Annotated in this window: 13 protein-coding genes; 4 read left to right on the top strand and 9 right to left on the bottom strand. The window is 65.6% G+C overall.

The window, feature by feature from the left end; genetic code table 11:
- The first annotated feature begins 335 nt into the window (after positions 1 to 335).
- The gene (locus RU01_RS10730; protein ID WP_197074736.1) at positions 336 to 1,400 is read left to right on the top strand and encodes a polysaccharide pyruvyl transferase family protein; all 1,065 of its coding nucleotides are present in this window, start codon (positions 336 to 338) and stop codon (positions 1,398 to 1,400) included.
- Between the two features lie 303 nt (positions 1,401 to 1,703).
- The gene (locus tag RU01_RS22470) at positions 1,704 to 2,654 is read left to right on the top strand and encodes a glycosyltransferase (protein ID WP_042574494.1); all 951 of its coding nucleotides are present in this window, start codon (positions 1,704 to 1,706) and stop codon (positions 2,652 to 2,654) included.
- On the opposite strand, the gene RU01_RS10720 is transcribed toward RU01_RS22470, so the two are convergent.
- The 9 genes from RU01_RS10720 to purD all read right to left on the bottom strand — a co-directional run bounded on the left by RU01_RS10720 (position 2,655) and on the right by purD (position 15,508).
- A complete protein-coding gene (locus RU01_RS10720; RefSeq protein ID WP_042574493.1) occupies positions 2,655 to 4,148 on the bottom strand; it encodes a lipopolysaccharide biosynthesis protein in 1,494 nt (497 codons plus the stop codon).
- On the bottom strand, positions 4,145 to 5,464 hold the full coding sequence (locus tag RU01_RS10715) for an O-antigen ligase family protein (protein WP_042574492.1): 1,320 nt from the start codon (positions 5,462 to 5,464) through the stop codon (positions 4,145 to 4,147). Before RU01_RS10715 ends, RU01_RS10720 begins: the two co-directional genes overlap by 4 nt.
- Positions 5,461 to 7,314, bottom strand: a complete 1,854-nt coding sequence (locus tag RU01_RS22115) for a glycosyltransferase (protein ID WP_197074735.1) — start codon at positions 7,312 to 7,314, stop codon at positions 5,461 to 5,463. Before RU01_RS22115 ends, RU01_RS10715 begins: the two co-directional genes overlap by 4 nt.
- A 380-nt stretch (positions 7,315 to 7,694) precedes the next feature.
- Positions 7,695 to 9,431, bottom strand: coding sequence for a DUF4012 domain-containing protein (locus RU01_RS10705; protein ID WP_052493226.1), 1,737 nt, complete (start codon positions 9,429 to 9,431; stop codon positions 7,695 to 7,697).
- 151 nt (positions 9,432 to 9,582) lie between these two features.
- The gene (locus RU01_RS10700; RefSeq protein WP_082043025.1) at positions 9,583 to 10,905 is read right to left on the bottom strand and encodes a UDP-glucose dehydrogenase family protein; all 1,323 of its coding nucleotides are present in this window, start codon (positions 10,903 to 10,905) and stop codon (positions 9,583 to 9,585) included.
- A gap of 67 nt (positions 10,906 to 10,972) precedes the next feature.
- The gene (gene purB, locus RU01_RS10695) at positions 10,973 to 12,394 is read right to left on the bottom strand and encodes an adenylosuccinate lyase (protein ID WP_042574489.1); all 1,422 of its coding nucleotides are present in this window, start codon (positions 12,392 to 12,394) and stop codon (positions 10,973 to 10,975) included.
- Between the two features lie 11 nt (positions 12,395 to 12,405).
- Positions 12,406 to 13,032, bottom strand: a complete 627-nt coding sequence (locus tag RU01_RS10690) for a TetR/AcrR family transcriptional regulator (protein ID WP_042574488.1) — start codon at positions 13,030 to 13,032, stop codon at positions 12,406 to 12,408.
- A 57-nt stretch (positions 13,033 to 13,089) separates the two neighbouring features.
- Complete coding sequence (locus RU01_RS10685) at positions 13,090 to 14,247, bottom strand: pyridoxal phosphate-dependent aminotransferase (RefSeq protein ID WP_042574487.1); 1,158 nt, start codon at positions 14,245 to 14,247, stop codon at positions 13,090 to 13,092.
- A 1-nt stretch (position 14,248) separates the two neighbouring features.
- Positions 14,249 to 15,508: a phosphoribosylamine--glycine ligase gene (purD, locus tag RU01_RS10680; protein WP_042574563.1), complete on the bottom strand. Its 1,260-nt coding sequence runs from the start codon at positions 15,506 to 15,508 to the stop codon at positions 14,249 to 14,251.
- A 107-nt stretch (positions 15,509 to 15,615) separates the two neighbouring features.
- Here purD and RU01_RS23365 point away from each other — a divergent pair, with 107 nt between their 5' ends.
- Complete coding sequence (locus tag RU01_RS23365) at positions 15,616 to 16,707, top strand: serine hydrolase (protein WP_042574486.1); 1,092 nt, start codon at positions 15,616 to 15,618, stop codon at positions 16,705 to 16,707.
- Entirely contained in the window at positions 16,704 to 17,171 is a 468-nt protein-coding gene (locus RU01_RS23360) for an ArsR/SmtB family transcription factor (RefSeq protein WP_042574485.1), read from the top strand. Before RU01_RS23365 ends, RU01_RS23360 begins: the two co-directional genes overlap by 4 nt.
- The last annotated feature ends 2 nt before the right edge of the window (positions 17,172 to 17,173 follow it).

Here is a 17,173-nt window from a genome sequence, read left to right as displayed (position 1 = left end):
TCGATCTGTAAGGCGAGCCTAACCATGGCTGGGGCGGAGCGCAATGGTCTCGTCGGATCGATCCTTGTAGGTGAGTTGTCCCAGAAGGCGGTGCGCGGGCGGTCAGCGGTATCGGCCAGACTTGATCTATGCAGACGATGGAGCTGAGACAACTGCCTCTCGCTGGGCTTGCACGCGCCCGACGAATGCTTCGCACTCTGGATGTCACCACCGGGATCGACAGTCGAATCACCCGCCGGAATTTCGGTCGCGACGGGGTCAGCTCGGCGTCGAGCTCCCGACGCAACCATGTGCTCGTTGCGCCGCCCGGCCAGGGCAACGTGGGAGATCAAAGCATGGTCGAAGCATTCTGCGAGAATTCCGTCCACCCAGTCGTCCTGGTCACTCGGTACGCCGACGATCTGTCCGTGCCCGCCGATCTGGCGAATCGCGTCAGCATCGTTCCCATCGACGGACTCCTCAACGGGCGTGGACGGCTACACGCCAAGGCAGTTCGGCGATTCACCGCGCTGCTCGGGGACGCGCGGACAGTTTCCGTGATCGGCGCTGACATCATGGACGGGGCGTACAACCCCAGAACCTCTGTGCGCCGTTCGGACATAGCCACGTGCGCTCGAAGGGCCGGGTTCGACACACGAGTGATCGGATTCAGCTGGAGCAGTCATCCAACGCGGTCGGCTCTACGTTCGCTGCGCACTGCAGGGGACGCGGGCGTCCGACTGTGCCTTCGCGATCCGCTGTCGGCCGAACGCGCTCGCGTCGACGGGGTGAGCGGCGTGGTGGAGACTGCCGACATAGTCTTCGCCGCGACATCCGTGTCACCCATTGCACGTTCCTCCCTGGTCCCGTTCGCCGGCGCTTACGCAGTGGTCAACGCCAGCGGCCTTCTCGCGTCGCACGTCCGGGCCGATGATCTCGCGCGGGTTGTGGTTCATCTGGTCGAGCGCGGACTCCCGGTCCTTCTACTGCCTCATGTGATCCGCCCACTCACGGGCGACCGTGAGGCGTGCAGAGCCGTCCTACGTGCCGTCGACCCCGCCCACTCGGACTCCGTCGCTCTATGGGAGGGCGACGTCGTGTCACCCGCCGAGATCCGTGGCATCGCGGAGGGAGCGACCGTGGTCGTTACCGGACGAATGCACCTGGCAATAAATGCGCTCTTCAGCGGAGTCCCAGCGCTGATACTCGCCTCGCAAGGAAAGGTGGAGGGCTTAGCGCGACTGTTCGATCGCGACGAACTCTGCCTCGACGCCGGACCCGGTGCGGCAGAACGCATAACAGCTGCTCTCGACGCAATACTCGCCGACCGCGAGTCGGTCTCGAATGACCTGCGCGCCCGGCTGCCCCGCGTTCGGCGGTCTGCGCTCGACAATCTGCACGGGCTCGACAGCGCCCACTGAGGCAGTAACAAAATTGTAATTTGTTCGCGCGGCCCGATTGTGGCACGGATGCCGATCGACGACGTCGAGCGAGGCGTAACTAGGGTAAAACGAACACGAACCAATCAGTCCGTTTAATTCTCCTGACCAAAACAATCCATTGCACGGTTCGAGCCGCAGCCGTTACTCGATCGGCGATCCGTCGCGGTTGTCCTCCGTAGTGCCATCCCTTTACTGTGAGCAAAGGCATCGTTGAAATGTGCCGTCGGGGCGCGGGAATTCGATCACTCGACGGACTCACGTCCGCAGTACGAAGGATGTTCGATGAAAGACGACATACTGTCGACGGTAGTTCCGCCGGGATCAAAGGTTCTGTGGGTTGCGTCTTCCGGAGGCCACTTCGCACAATTGTCTCGCTTCGCGGATGCGTCGGCCGCACACGCCGATTCCCGCTGGGTAACCTTCGATACACCTCAGACGCAGGGTGCTGCAACACGATTCGAGAAGACGTACTTCCCCTATGTTGCCCCGCGCGACTGGCGGGGTGTCGGGCGTGCGGCCGCGCTCACCAAATCCCTCCTCGCTCGTGAGCACTTCGACATGTGCATCAGCACGGGGGCCGCTCTGGCCCTCGGGGTATTGCCGGTCGCGGCAGCACGCGGAATCTCTACGCATTACATCGAATCGGTCTCCCGAGTGGCCGGGCCCTCCGTGACCGGCCGACTTCTGCATCGCGTGCCTCGCATCAATACATACACACAGCACCGGTCATGGGCTGGAAAAAATTGGGAATGGATCGGATCGGTGCTCGACACCTGGACATCGCATCCTCGTCACGACGTGGTGACTCCGCGGAAGATCTTTGTGACACTGGGGACGATCAAGCCGTATCGCTTCGACAGAGCGATCGACGCAGTGCTGGGCGTGACGCGACCGGACGACGACGTGGTCTGGCAACTCGGTTGCACGACGCGGCACGACCTACCGGGCACAGTCCACAACGAGATCTCACCGGCAGCATTCCATCACTACGCCGCCACATCCGACATCACGGTCACGCATGCCGGAGTCGGGAGCATCATGCAGTTGCTCGACATGGGCATCACCCCGTCGATAGTCGTGCGCGAGCGAGAAGCCTCGGAACATGTCGACGATCACCAGCGTCAGATCGCAGACGAGATGACCAGACGAGGGTTGGCTTTCGAGCTCGACCTGTCGGCCCCCGATCGCGTCACCTTGGACAGATCAGCTCGGCGAATCGCTCTGGCCGCCTGATTATCCGACCGTCCCGGCGCGCTTCGCACGCACGAGATGGACGGTGGAGATCACCGAACGGATGTCGGATCGCACCCGCGCAGACAACCCGCACACGACGGCGAGACAGACGGCGAAGACGCCGGCCCGACAGACAGCCACAAGGGCTCCGGCATCGATCAGGTCCTCGAGGGGCATGAGGTACGCGGTGGCCGCACAGATCGAATAGGTCACGACGGCACGGAATCCGGACCAGAACATGGCACCGGTCGGCGCCGATGTCACACGCGATATCCACCACAGTCCCAAAGGCCAACTGACAATCGAACCGAGTGCGAAACCCCACGCCACCGCGATAGGTGACACCAGCGATCCCGCCACGATGAACGCAACGGTGAATGCTCGACTGACGAGAGTGAACCGGAGATTCGATCCCGGCAGCCCCTTGGAAAGAAACACCCAATACGTCGCGTAGGACGCGACCTGCGCCGCGCCCGCGATCAGCAAAACCTGAAGGTACGGAACGGCCGGCACCCACTGCGCACCGAAGACCGTGTTCATCAACCACGTCGCATTGGCCCATGCGAGAGCGAATGCAGCGAGAAGAACGTGCATCAGGATGGCCTGGCCACGGAGAAGGAACGCCGAATACCGGTCGTCGTCCTCGTCCAAGCGTCGAAGAATCGGGAGCGCGACACTCGTCGCCGGAGCCTGGATCTGGTTCAGAGGGGACGTGAAGATCTGGAATGCCCGGTCGTACAGCCCGAGGCTGACCGAACCGAATCGGGCTCCGATCAAGACCGAGTCGACATTACGACTGACGTATGCGACCAGTTGCGTGGCCACCACGTTCCCGCCGAAACGGAGCAGGTGCCCCATGTCGTGGCCACGCCGCGGGAGACCGGGCCACCACCGAGACACCACCGGTCCAGCAACAGCCACGGTTGCCGACTGCACTATGACCTGGGCGATCAGCGCGTGATACTCCCAGCCCGCCAGCGCGCCCACAACCGCGACACCGATGCCCATCAGTTGTGCGGCGACGTCGATCAACGCGAGCGAACCGAATCTCAGGTTCCTGTTCAGACGGACGCGAAACTGTGTCGAGAATCCGCTCATCAGGAAAGTCACCGACAAACTGAGCGCTATCACCCGCAGTTCAGGCCGGTCGTAGAACGCCGAAATCACGCCGGAACAGGCAGCAACCACCGCTCCCAGGGCAAGACCGATCCCGGTGTTGATCCAGAACAGGTTGGACTGCTGCCGATGGGTGAGCACCTTCGCTTGCAGAGCTGCCGAGGAGAGGCCGAAGTCTCGAAGCAGCTCGCCCACTCCGATGATGGCGGTGACCATGGCGATGAGCCCGTATTGCTCGGGTCCGAGCAACCGGGACAACACGATCAGACCGAGAAGCTGGACCACGATCTTCGATACCTGTCCACCGAACGACAACGCGGCACCGCGAGCCGCCGTACGTCCCAACGATGTTTCCGAAATATTCGTGGGTTCTGTCATGTACCCGTGTACTCGTTCGTCCGCACGCTCCGTTCACGCTGTGCATGCCGCACCGGTGACAGCGCGACGACCACGCCCAGCAGGATCCAGAAGGGCACCGGCAACCCCCGATTGGTGAAGACCGGAACGATGAAGGCAGACGCGACACTGCACGCGAACAGGGTCATTACCGGTGCAGACATACGCGACGCCGAGCGGTACAGGACCGACGCGATCGCTGCGATGACGAGGACGAACACCACCATGGCCGGGACCCCGAATGACAACGCGACACCCAGCCACTGCGACTCCGCCGAGCCCCAGGCGAGAACCGGAGGCCTCGCCGACGACCCGAAGACGTCAGCCCCCCAACCTGTGACCGGTCGGTCCGCGATCGCGGGTAACGTTTGCTCGGTCCAGACCCGGTAGCGGTACGCGAGAGTACTAGGGATCCACGAACTTCCCGGATCGGCGACGGGCCCTGTGGGCGGTCCGCTACTCGTCCGGGCCGGAGTCGTCTGCTGATCGACTCGGGCCTGCAAGACCGGCCTGGTGAGAACGAACGATAGCGCGCCGGCCACGATGCCCGAGGTACTCAGGAAAACGAGTGGGCGCCACCCGCCGGCCACGGCCGTGACGAGACACAGGGCGGCCGCGGTTGCGATCACCGAGATGGTGGCTGACGCCAGCGCACCCGCGATCGCTGCTACGGCGGCCGTCCACACCATTACCAGAGCACTCCGGCGGCGCGGCCGCATGAGCAGAACGCAACCCACGGCCGCGAGAATCGCGCAGAAATACATTCCGGCACCGGTCCAGTGGCCGATGAAGGCGGTCGAACGCAAGGTGCGACCGTCGTCGATCCGATCCGACAATCCGCCCGCAGGCGCAACGGTCAGCACCAGTCGTGCGAGATCCCTCGATGCGAGCTGAGCCAGTGCGGCTACCGCGCTCGGAACGACCGGAATGGTGAAGGCCACCAGCAGAGCCATCGCGTCGGTGCGGTGGCGTACGACGAGCCGCACCGCTGCGTATCCGACGAGGAAGTAGAGCGGATAGATCGCGTTGGTGATGCTCGCCTGGATGTCGGATGTCGCTACGTTCCACAACTCGACAGCGACGGACAGCCCCACGAACGCGAGAAGAGCGACGTCCGACAAGAGCGGGCGGATGCGGGGCGTGGTGCGTCGACTGTGCGCCGTCCAGGCCAGGACGAGAGCCGCGAAGACGAGTATGTGCCACGGGCGCAACGGAATTCCCGGGACGATCGAACGCACGCCCACGGCCGCAGAGGCGGTTCCCAGGAGAAGCCCGACGACGGCAGGTGCATTTTTCATGCGCGCACCGCCTCTGCAGCATCGACTACCGCGTCGACCCGGCGCTCCCATGTGTGGTCATCTGCCACCGACTGCCGGGATGCCTGAATGTCGCGCGGGGAACGCCCGAAGCCTTCCGGGTGCTCGAGGATAGCGACGAGGTCCTGCTCGGTTCGGTAGAGATGGACGGCGGCTCCGGACGATTGCAACGCGCGCGCATCGGCGGAGGGAGTACACACGATCTCGAGACCGAGTCCTGCGTACTCGTAGAGCTTGAGCGGGCTGTGATACATGGTAGAACTCGACGACGCTCGGTGCCCGGCGATTCCTACATCCCAACCCGCCATGCGCTTGATCGCATCTGCCTGTGGGAGTCGGCCGGCGAACGACACGAACTCGGTCCACCCGGCGGTCTCGACCAGTTCGCGGAGATCGGCCAGCGCCGGGCCGTCGCCGATGATCTCGACGGCTACCGGTCGGCCGTCGACGAGTACCTTCTTCTCGCACAAGTGTTTGCAGATCGACGCCACCACCGTGTTCAGATCGTGCCATGCCACCACGGACCCGACGAAGCCGAAGGTGAAGTGCGTCGCCGTGGTCCGGGGCACCGTCAGGAGCGACGAATCCAGCCCGTTCGGCACCACGAGAATCCTGGAACGATCGAGTCGCGCGAAGTCGACCAGCTCCGAAGCGAGCGAATCGCTGACAGCGACAACAACATCAGCGCGCCGTAGAACGTGACGCTCGATAGCTCGGGTCAGCCACTCCGCCTTCGATATGTTTCGATCACGTGAGGTCTCCCGCGAGAGAATGCCGTTGGCTTCGACGACTCGAACGGCACTGCGTTTGTAGCGGTGGAACGATGTCAAAGATTGGAATACGGACAACCTCTCATAGAGGACGGCCGGACACTCCCGACCACAACTGAGCGCAAACGTCACCAGACCGGACCAGACCATGATTACGCATCTGACGACATCCACCGTCACAGTGCGCGCAGTACCGATGTTCTGATACTGGGTCTGCTCGACACGGGAAAAGCGCCCGAGCAATGGGAATTCGGACGCGAGGAACAACCGCGTTCCGATGTTCCGTTCCCCCGCGGCGCGCAGGAAGTTCAGAATGTGAGTTCTCGGCCCCGGCGTGTTGGAGGGGCTGCCGAGCGAGATCCGCACGCCGCCGACAAGATAGTGAAGCATCGTCCGATCCTCGCTGTCGTGACCTCCCAGAACGCGTCGATACGCGGCCGAATGTCCGGCACCCACGTCGGCCAGATCCCGCCCGACGAAACGAGGGCGAGCTCCCGCAGCACGTGCGGCAGAGGCGTCGAGGGCGTCGGACAGGTCCCCGGGTGTCACGCTCGGCCCTTCGTAGAGATGAAGCCACTCCGCGCCGACTTCGTCGCGTATCAGCTCGGTGCTCGGCGTGCGAGGCGCGACGACCGTGCGTGCCATGCTCAGCGCCAGCAGCAGGGCGCCAGAGTTGTGCATCGCCCGATACGGCAGGACCACCACGGACGACTGTCGCACTTCCGCTGCGAGGTCTTCGTCGGAGAGATACCCGAACTTCGTCGTCACGTTCGACCTCGATTCGGCGAAGGCGCTCACCCGAGCGACCACGTCGACGCTCTTCGGCTTACCTACTATCCGAAGTGAAGCATCGCGTCGGGTCAATTCGTCGAACGCGGACGTGAGATCGTCGAGGCCCTTGTAGTCCCTGATGAGGCCGAAGTAGAGCAGAACCCCGTTGCCCTGACCACCCACGGGCGAGAAGTTCGGGAAGTCGCGATAGTGGTTGTGCGGAATGACGAAGGTCGGCAGTGAGCCGTCGACGGGCGTCGCCGAGTTCAGAACGATATTCGCACGTGTCAACGATGCCAACATAGCGACGAGGAACCGCTCGAGTGTCCTGACGCCTTCATGCGGTGCGATGTTGTGCACGGTTCGGAACACAGGAGTGCGTGTCAGCGCGATACGGGAAGCCAGTGCTGCCGTACCTACTCGCTTGAGAGCCGTTCGAGTCGGGGTACTTCCCCGCATCAAGAATTCCGGCCAGTGCACGTGCAGTACGTCGTAGTGGCCGAAAAGCGCGGTCCGCCACGAGAAAGGCAACACGACGATGTCATCCCGGCTCGAGGCCATCATCAGATCGATGAACCCGGTGGTCCCGTCGGGCGCGGACAAGGCATGCAGAGCCACGAGTGGCCCCGCTCGGGTGCCGCGGCGCGACCGTCGTGCGAGGACAGGAACCCTCACGATGCGGAGCAGTCCGGCACGTCGACCGTCGCTGTTCCGTCCAACGTCTGCGGCTGGATCGGCACACGCGCGGCGCCGGGCGCCGTCGGCTCGACCAGGTCGAGGACGATCGTCTTGGTCTGCCCCGGCTCGACGACCAGTGGAGTGTAGAAGAGCGGGTGGTTGCGTTCCTGACCGGTCAAGAGCAACGCCTGCTGCCCGTCGACGGTTGCCTTCTTCAGCGTCGACCCGGTGGTGGTGAAGATGCCGACGACGGAGCGGTTGGTTCCAGGTGGGCCTTCGTACGCCGTGGTCTCGTTCTGCCGACCGGCGATGTACCGCGGATAGTCCTGCGCCGGTGCGGTATTGGTGACGGTGGCAGTGATCTGCGACGTACGCGTGTCCCCCGTGCAGGACGACGCGGTGTAGGTGATGTCCCGCTTCAAGTAGTAGTCCAGCTTGCCGCCGGCGCCGTTGTTGACCACCATCGAGGCGTACGGCGCAGGATCGTCGGGGACCTCGTGAGCGATCTTGGTTCCCGACAGCACACTCTGGATGGCGGGATCGGCGGACCATACCGCGGTATGTCCCTCGCTGACCCCTCGGCCGATGGCGTCGAGCAACTTGGTCGGGTTGCTGATCTTGCCCTCGACCTTCGAGAACACTCGTGCAGCGATCTGCTGGAGGTAGTCCTTACGCGCGGTGTTGTCGTCGGCGAAACGGAAGTACGCCTCCGACTGCGTCAGATCCACCACGTTGTCCGCCGTGACCTGCTCACCGTCTGCGAGTGTCACAGGCCCGACGACACCCAGGATGTAGCCGAGGGCCACGGGATCCGTCGCCAGCACACCGTCGACGCGCTGGCCGGACTCCTGCTCCCAGATCGAGCGGAGGATCTCCCCCGTGTACGGGAAGTGCGGACTGACGTTGGCGTTCTGCCAGTTCGCCGTGGCGTTGTATTGATTGCCGTAGTTCTTGGCGAAGTCGGAGCCCAGATCTATCGGATCGTAATTTCGGCGTAGTTCGCTGTTCTTCGCCAGTTCGTCCAGGCCGACTTTGCCGCGATCGGCGTCGATGATGGCGAATCCGCCCATCAGACCGCCTGTTCCGCGCGATTCTGCATTCGTCTGGAATGCGAGGAAGTAACTCTTGGGCGAATACTCCCCCAACATGTCCGGCAAGATTTTCGCTGCCAAGCTGGTGTTGGTCAGCAGATTCGACAGATCGTCCAACTGAACCTTCAACGAGTCGCCCGCGTCCGTGACCTGCGAGACGTAGGTATCGGTGTCGACGGCCTCTGCGCGAGCATTCAACGCATCCGCGGATACGGACACCTGCTCGAGTGTGGGCGCCGCCTGACGGAGCGCGGCAAGGTCGATGGTGCCGTCGTCCGCACGGAGCTCGCTCGGGTTCAGCACTGCCCCGACGTCGACAGCGGGCCGTAGGACGTCGACCGTCAGGTCGTGGACCAACCCGGTCAACGGACCGACGACCTTCAGAGGCGAGCCCACTCCAGGAATCGCCGCGACGGCCTTCCAGATGGGCGACTCGGTGGCATCCAACGCATCTGCGGACGACGCGGTCGCATCGTCGACATGAGAGCGACCGGCCTCGGCGTCGCCGGCAAGGATGGAGGACCGCGCTGCAAGGGCGTCGTCACGTGCCGAGCTCAGCCCCTGGTACGCGGAGTAGGCGGTCCACACGAACCAGGCCACCAGACCCAGCACGACGAGAAGAACGACCCAGACCCACATCGGTATGCGTCCGCCCCGGCGTGTGGAGCGGTGTTTCCTCGTTGTGGTACCACCGAGCTCAGCAGACACATAATTCCTTTGCTCGTCAATCGTTCACAAACCCGGAAAAGTGTACCAATCGGTCGGGCCGACCCTGAATTCTCGAATTCGATCAGGGACGACCGAGTCCGCGATAGACCCATCCTGCCGATCGCCACATCTGGAGATCGAGGCAGTTACGTCCGTCGATGATGCGCCGTTCCCGCACGACGCCGTCCAGATCCGCGGGAACGAGATCACGGAATTCCCGCCACTCGGTCAGTACCAGCACCACATCGGCCTTGTCGCACGCCTCGAGCGCCGACGACGCATAGCCGAGCGTGGGGAACAGGGCCCGCGAATTGTCGTTGGCCTTCGGGTCGTACACGGTGACACCGGCACCTTGAAGTTGCAGCTGCCCAGCCACATTCAAGGCAGGAGAGTCCCGCACGTCGTCGGAGTCGGGCTTGAATGCGGCACCGAGTACGGCCACCTGGGTGCCGAGGAGCGTTCCGACCGTGTCGCGGACAACGTCCACCATTCCGGTGCGTCGGCGCATGTTGATGTTGTCCACCTCGCGCAGGAATGTGAGCGCCTGATCGGCGCCCAATTCACCGGCGCGAGCCATGAAGGCTCGAATGTCTTTCGGCAGGCAACCCCCACCGAAACCAATCCCTGCGTTCAGGAATTTCCGCCCGATCCGGTCGTCGTGCCCGATTGCGTCGGCAAGAACGGTGATATCGGCGCCGGCTGCGTCGCACACTTCGGATATGGCATTGATGAAGGAGATCTTGGTCGCGAGGAACGCGTTGGCCGATGTCTTCACCAGTTCGGCGGTGGCAAGGTCGGTCGCGATGAACGGGATGCCCTCGGCGAGAAGCGGGGCGTAGACCTCGCGAGCTACCGCTTCGGCGCGACCCGGATGGTTCCGGTCGACGCCGAGCACGAGCCTGTCGGGATGCAGCGTGTCCTCGACTGCATGGCCCTCACGGAGAAATTCCGGGTTCCACGCCACCTCGAGTCCATCACCGGCAGGCGACAACTCCTGCGCCATGGCGCCCAGTCGCTCGGCCGTACCCACCGGAACAGTCGACTTTCCGAAGATGACGGCCGGGCCGGTGATCAACGGCGCCAAGCTCTGGACGACCGAGTTCACGTAGGTGACGTCCGCGGCGTACTCCCCCTTCTTCTGGGGCGTGCCGACGGCGAGGAAGAAGATGTCACCGAACGCCGCTGCGTCCTCGTACGACGCCGTGAACCTGAGCCGACCCGCGGCGATGTTGCGCTGAAGCACCTCGCCGAGGCCGGGCTCCCAGAAGGGAACCTCTCCTGCTTCGAGCTTGGCAAGCTTGCTCGGGTCGACGTCGACACCCAACACCTCGTGGCCGATCTCGGCCATGCATGCTGCGTGCGTAGCACCCAGGTAACCCGTTCCGATCACGATAACTTTGCTCACGCCTGAAACCGTAAGGTCTAACTGCTGCCAGTTCTACCGGGGGGCGTTTCCGCGATCATGGTTCACATCACAGAATTGGTGCCGGACTGTAGGCGGCAGCGCCCGGCCGGGTGTCGACTAGTGCCTGCACCGCGGCGACGACAGCGGCCACCTGAGCGTGCGCTGCCCCGATGAACGCCGACCGGTCCGCCAGCGCCACATCGAGCGCCGCGCGGTCGAGCGGCAACCGCTCGTCCGCAGCGAGTCGGTCGAGGAGGTCGGGCTCCTTGCCCTGTTCCCGCATGGCCAGCGCCACCGCGACGGCGTGCTCCTTGATCGCCTCGTGGGCGGTCTCCCGACCGACGCCCGCGCGGACCGCGGCCATGAGCACCTTGGTCGTCGCCAGGAACGGAAGGTAGCGGTCGAGTTCGCGGGCGATCACGGCCGGGTACGCACCGAATTCCGCGAGCACGGTCAGGAAGGTCTCCATCATCCCGTCGATGGCGAAGAAGGCGTCCGGCAGTGCGACGCGGCGTACCACCGAGCAGAACACGTCACCCTCGTTCCACTGCGCCCCCGCCAACTCGGCGGCCATGGACCCGTATCCGCGCAGGATCACCTGCAGGCCGTTGACGCGTTCGCAGGACCGGGTGTTCATCTTGTGCGGCATCGCGGAGGATCCGACCTGGCCGGGCTGGAAGCCCTCGGTGACCAGCTCGTGGCCAGCCATCAACCGCACCGTGTGCGCGAACGAGGACTGCGCGGCGCCGACCTGCACCAGAGCCGAGACGACATCGTGGTCGAGCGAGCGCGGGTAGACCTGGCCGACGCTGGTGAACACGGTGGCGAAACCGAGATGCCGGGCCACGGCGTTCTCGAGCGTGGCGAGCTTCTCCTCGTCGCCCCCGAGGAGGTCGAGCATGTCCTGGGCCGTGCCCATCGGGCCCTTGATCCCGCGCAACGGGTACCGCGCGATCAGCTCACGCAGACGCGTGAGACCGACCAGAAGTTCGTCGGCCGCCGATGCGAACCGCTTGCCGAGTGTCGTGGCCTGCGCCGCGACGTTGTGGCTGCGGCCGGCCATGACGATCTCGGTGTACTCGGCCGCGCGCTCTGCCAGCCGCGCCGCCACCGCGATACCGTGGTCGTAGACGTATTCCAACGACCGCAGGATCTGCAGCTGCTCGACGTTCTCCGTCAGATCGCGGCTGGTCAGACCCTTGTGGACATGCTCGTGGCCGGCGAGGGCGTTGAACTCCTCGATGCGCGCCTTGACGTCGTGTCGGGTAACGCGCTCGCGGTCGGCGATGGACCCGAGGTCGACCTGGTGGAGAACTCGCTCGTAGTCGGCGATGGCCTCGGCCGGAACGTCGACACCCAACTCCGCCTGCGCGCGCAACACGGCGATCCACAGCTGGCGTTCGAGCACGATCTTGTGTTCGGGCGACCACAGCTGTGCCATGTCGGGGCTGGCGTAACGGTTGGCAAGGACATTCGGGATACGGCTCACGAGCGGCCAGTTTACGGCCCGGCAGTCAGGGGTGCGTGACGGTCCACCGCGTCGAGCAGCACCTCCCGCGCACGCGCCCGAGGATCGGCTCCGCCCTCACCCAACGCGGCCATCACCACGCCGTCGACCAGCGCCAACAACGGTCGCACGTGGTCCCGGTCGGTGGATCGCCCGGCGCAGGACAGTGCGTCGACGAGCATGTCCTCGAGGTCCGCACGCAACCGGCAGTGCAGTTCCTGCAGTTGGGGATGACGCGCCGCGGCCAGCACTCGCTCGTACCGCGCGACCAGTAGATCGTGGCGGTCGGCGTCGCTGTCGACGGGTCCGATCAGCAGGTCGACCATCAAGTTTACGGTCCCGGCAGTGTCCAGTGCCGTCGGTGAGAAGCCGTCCATCTGCTGACGGATCAACTCGTGCTCCCGGGCGCCGTTCAGTTCGGACGCGTGGGTCACGAGGTCGTCGAGGGAGTCGAAGTAGTAGGTCGTCGACGCCAGCGGAAGCCGAGCTTTCGCGGCGACGCTGCGGTGCCGGACGGCGTCGTACCCCCCTGCGAGCAGCAGGTCGGCTGCTGCGGAGATGAGGGCTTCCCGCCGACGCCGACCCTTGGGCGTCGAGCGCGAAGCGGAGCCGGTCGACATGGCTACACATGCTGCCACCGACCCGACGGCCGTCGAGGGGAAACGGCGGGATGCCGGTCAGCCTCGGAGGCGGGGCGCCAGCCGACGCAGTGCCTCCGACATGTCCTCCGTCGACCCCGCGAAGGAGAACCGCACCGTGTGATGACCGTCGACGGTGTCGAAGTCCGCGCCGGGCACCACCGCGACTCCTGTCTCCCCGAGCACCTGCGCGCACCACTGCATCGAGTCGTCGGTCAGATGCGCGATGTCGGCGTAGGCGTAGAAGGCGCCGTCCGCCGGAGCCAGCCGCGTGATGCCGGCCGCGCGGAGCCCGCCGAGCAGCACGTCCCGGTTGTCGGCGTAGCGGCGTACGTGACCGTCGAGCTCTGCGATCGATTCGTCCGAGAACGCCGCGACGGCCGCCAGCTGCGACACCGTCGGTGGGCACACGGTCATGTTCGACGCCAGTCGCTCCACCGCACGAGTGAGACTGCGCGGCAACACCATCCAGCCGAGTCGCCATCCCGTCATGGAGAAGTACTTGGACACCGACCCGATGGAGACCGCCTGATCGGAGAACTCCCGCGCACTCCGTGTGTCGAGGTCTCCGTAGGAAATGCCGTGGTAGATCTCGTCGGAGATCAGCAGCGTCCCGTGCGCGTCGCACCAGCGCGCGAGCGCCTCCAGTTCGGCGGGGTCGATGATGGTGCCCGTCGGATTGGCCGGGCTCGCGACGATCAGTCCCGCCGGAGGCTCGTCCAGGGCATCGAGCATCGCGACGGTCGGCTGGAAGCGCACGTCCTCGCCGCAGTCCAGCTCGATCACGTGTGCGCCCAACGCCGACAACGTGTTCCGATAGGCGGGGTAGCCGGGCCGGGCCATCACCACCGTGTCTCCGGGATCGAAGGCCGCGAGGAACAGCAGCGTGAACGCACCCGAGGATCCGGTGGTGACCACGATGTCCTCGGTCTCGATCGCCACGCCGGAACGACCGGTCAGGTACTCGGCGATGGTTCGACGCAACACTGCCGTGCCGAGCGACTCCGAGTACCCGATCACGTCCTCGTCCAGCGCTCGCCGCATCGCGTCGAGTACCGGGCGCGGCGCTCGTGTCGACGGCTGACCGGCCGCCAGGGACACCACGTCGCCGTGCGTCTCCTGCCGGCGAGCGGCGGCGGCGAACACGTCCATGACGTGGAACGGCTCGATACGGGAGCGCCGGCTGTCCGACCTCATGTCAGGACGGGATCGCGATGTCGCCCCGCTCGGCAGCCAGCCCGATGTCGGTGCGGAAATGGCTGCCGGTCAACGACACGTGGGACAACACGTCGTAGGCGTCGGCGCGGGCCTCGGCCAGATCGGCACCCGTTCCGACCACGCTGAGCACCCGGCCGCCGGCCGAGACCAACGCCCCGTCCTTGCCCAGTGCGGTGCCAGCGTGCAGCACTCCGGAACGGTCGGCGCCCGTGATGACATCCCCCGTCCGCGGGCGGCCCGGGTAGTTCTCGGCGGCCACGACGACCGTGACGGCCGACCCCGGCTTCCACTGCAGCGCAGGGAGGTCCGCCAACGTTCCCGTCGCGGTCGCCTTCAGAGCAGCCCCGATCGGCGTGTCGAGGAGGGCGAGCACCGCCTGTGTCTCGGGATCGCCGAAGCGACAGTTGAATTCGATGACAGCGGGACCCTCGGCGTCGACGGCCAGGCCCGCGTACAGCAGTCCGGTGAACGGGCATCCGCGCGCCACCATCTCGGCAGCGACGGGCACGACGACCTCGTCGACGATGCGCGTCACCATCTCCTGCGGCAGCCACGGCAGCGGCGTGTACGCGCCCATACCGCCGGTGTTGGGGCCGACGTCACCGTCGCCGACCCGCTTGTGATCCTGTGCGGGCAGCAACGGAACCACCGTCTCTCCGTCGACGAAGCAGAAGAGCGAGACCTCGGGACCCGACAGGAACGACTCGAGCAGCACGGGATGGCCCAGCTCGAGCAGCTCCGCAGCGTGGGCGCGAGCCTTCATCCGATCGTCGGTGACGACGACGCCCTTGCCGGCGGCCAACCCGTCGTCCTTGACCACCCAGGTGGGGCCGAAGCGGTTGAGCGCCGCGTCGAGAAGCGCGGGGGTGTCCACTATCTCGCTGTGCGCGGTGCGGACTCCCGCCGACGCCATGACGTCCTTGGCGAAGGCCTTCGATCCCTCGATGCGTGCTGCTGCGGCGGACGGGCCGAAGCACGCGATGCCGGCCTCGCGGACCGCGTCGGCAACCCCCAGGACGAGCGGAACCTCGGGACCGATGACGACCAGGTCGGCGGCACGCTCGCGGGCGAGCGCGACGACAGCCTCCGAGGACGCCACGTCCACCGCGAAGGTCGGCGCGATCGTCGCGATCCCCGCATTGCCGGGGGCGCACATCACCGCGCTGACGTCGGGATCGGCCGCGAGGGCGATGAGCAGGGCATGTTCACGGGCTCCGGAACCGATGACGAGTACTCGCACGAGAGCAGCGTACTGGCACGCGCACTGCGACCTCGACTCCGCGACCGGCATGCTGTTATTGTCGTTATTCCGGAATATCGGAATAGTCGAACACATGGAGGACGTCGATGATCAGGACCGTCACAGTGCTCACCGCCCTGTCCGCCGTTCTTGCGGGATGCACCGCCGCGACCCCCGACTCCGACAGCGCATCGGACACCACGGTGTGTTCGGCAGCCCCTGCCGCCGACGTCACGACGCTGGACGGGTGGATCGGCCTGGCCGCCGAGAATCCCGACACGGTGTCATTTTCCGTCGACGACGGCCGCGGCACCACCGCCGTGCACGCGGCGGACCGCGATCAACCGTTGGCGTCGGCGGTGAAGGTGGTGCACCTCGGCGCGTACGCCCGTGCCGTCGCCTCCGGGGTACTCGATCCGGACGAGCAGGTGCCGGTGTCCGAATGGCAGCGCTGGTACGCCCCGGGAACGGACGGCGGAGCACATATCGCCGCGCTGGATCGCCTGGGCATCGCCCACGACTCGACGGTTGCGCTGGACCCCGCTGCGACCGTTCGCCTGGACGACATGGTCTCCGCGATGGTCCGCGAGAGCGACAACACCGTCCCCGACTATCTCCGTTACCGCCTCGGAGACGACGCCCTGCGGGATGCCGCCGCAGCGGGTGGGTGGACCGACTTCGAGCCACCGACCCTCGTGGGCACGACGATCGGCGTCTTCGATCGCGATGTCCCTGCCGACCAGCTGTGGCCGCTCGCCCAGCGATTCGCCTTCGACACGGACTTCCGAGCGACGTACGGCCAGGACTCGGCGCCCACGACCGAGTCCGACCTGGTCGACTACTTCGACCGCGTCGGGCCACGGGGCTCGGCCGCCGACCTGGCCCGCTTCTACGGCGCCATTGCCGACGGCTCGTTCGGGCCTGGCGTGGACGACGTGCGGCGTCAGCTCGAGTATCAGGAGCCGCCGGACGGGTTCACGGCCATGGGATTCAAGGGCGGCAGCCTCCCCGGAGTGCTGACGCAGGCATTCGAGTTCCGCAGGTCCGACGGTTCCGACGCCGTTGCCGTGTGGCTCACCAGCAGGATGGACACCGCCGAGTACACCGCCGCCGTGTCGAATCTCGCGGCCCAGCAGGGACTGCTGCTGCAGGCGGTCTCGGATCCCGCGACGCTGGAACGGATAGCCTGCGTGTCGTGAACGACGAACCGGATCTCGCCGAGAGGGTGGCGGCCCTGGAGGCCCGTGTCGCCGCGCTGGAGGGATCCGGTGGTGAGGCATCACCCGGCACCGGCGGCTCGATCTCCTACGCGGGGGACGTTCACCTGTTCGGCGACGTCTCCTGGTCCATCGGCTACTCCCCCGACGGCGTGCTGAACCTGCCGCCGGATCGGTCGGTCGAGGTCCTGGCCGCGCTGGGGCACCCTGTGCGTTTCGCCGTCGTCCGCGCGCTGCTGCACGGCCCTGCCACCGCAACCGACCTGCAGTCCGCGGTCGGGTTGTCCTCGGTGGGCCAGCTCTACCACCACCTGAAGACACTGACGTCCGCCCGCGTCGTCGAGCAGCACGGCCGCGGGGACTACCGCCTGGCACCGAAGACCGTCGTTCCGGCGCTGGTGTTGATGCTGGCGTCCGCGGACGTCGCCGGCGAGCTGACACGATGAGA

The sequence above is a fragment of the Rhodococcus sp. MEB064 genome (genome assembly GCF_000834565.1).
In the GTDB taxonomy this organism is placed as follows: domain Bacteria; phylum Actinomycetota; class Actinomycetes; order Mycobacteriales; family Mycobacteriaceae; genus Rhodococcoides.
The sequence above is the reverse complement of the archived record's forward strand: the minus strand, read 5'-3'. Positions and strand labels throughout refer to the sequence as shown.